Origin of the sequence: Rhodococcus sp. CX (genome assembly GCF_015865005.1) — a bacterium.
GTDB lineage: Bacteria > Actinomycetota > Actinomycetes > Mycobacteriales > Mycobacteriaceae > Rhodococcus.
In genome coordinates this window covers 27,734-28,156 of record NZ_JADZGH010000191.1, presented here as the reverse complement: position 1 = coordinate 28,156, position 423 = coordinate 27,734, and the positions used below count along the sequence as shown (strand labels likewise).

The window sequence follows — 423 nt, the reverse complement described above, 5'->3', positions numbered from 1 at the left end:
CGAGCGGGCGATGCCCGGTACCGGTGAGGGCAGCGGCGTAGTGGTCGCGGGCGTCGTCGAGGAACAGCGAGGCCGAGCCCGACACACCCCCGGCGATCACGACGAGTTCGGGATCGTAGATGTCCGCGACGGCCGCCAGGCCGACTCCGAGCCAGCGCGCGAACTCGGCCATCGCGGCGACCGCGAGCACGTCCCCGTCCTGGGCCGCAGCCGCGATCCGGCGGCCGGTGAGCGACCCGGGATCGGCCGCGGCGTCACGGGCGAGCAGCGAGCGGCCCCGGACCGTGGGCAGCAGGTCGACGGCGGTGTCCACGAGTGCCGTGCCGCTGCAGTACCGCTCCCAGCATCCGCGTTTGCCGCACGCGCAGACCCGGCCGCCCGGAACCATCTGCAGGTGCCCGAGTTCCGGGGCGACACCGTGAG

General features: G+C 74.7%; 1 protein-coding gene. It reads right to left on the bottom strand.

The window, feature by feature from the left end:
• Window positions 1-423, bottom strand: a 423-nt coding sequence (locus I0Q12_RS33390) for an ROK family protein (protein WP_231611098.1), incomplete at both ends; no start/stop codon positions are given.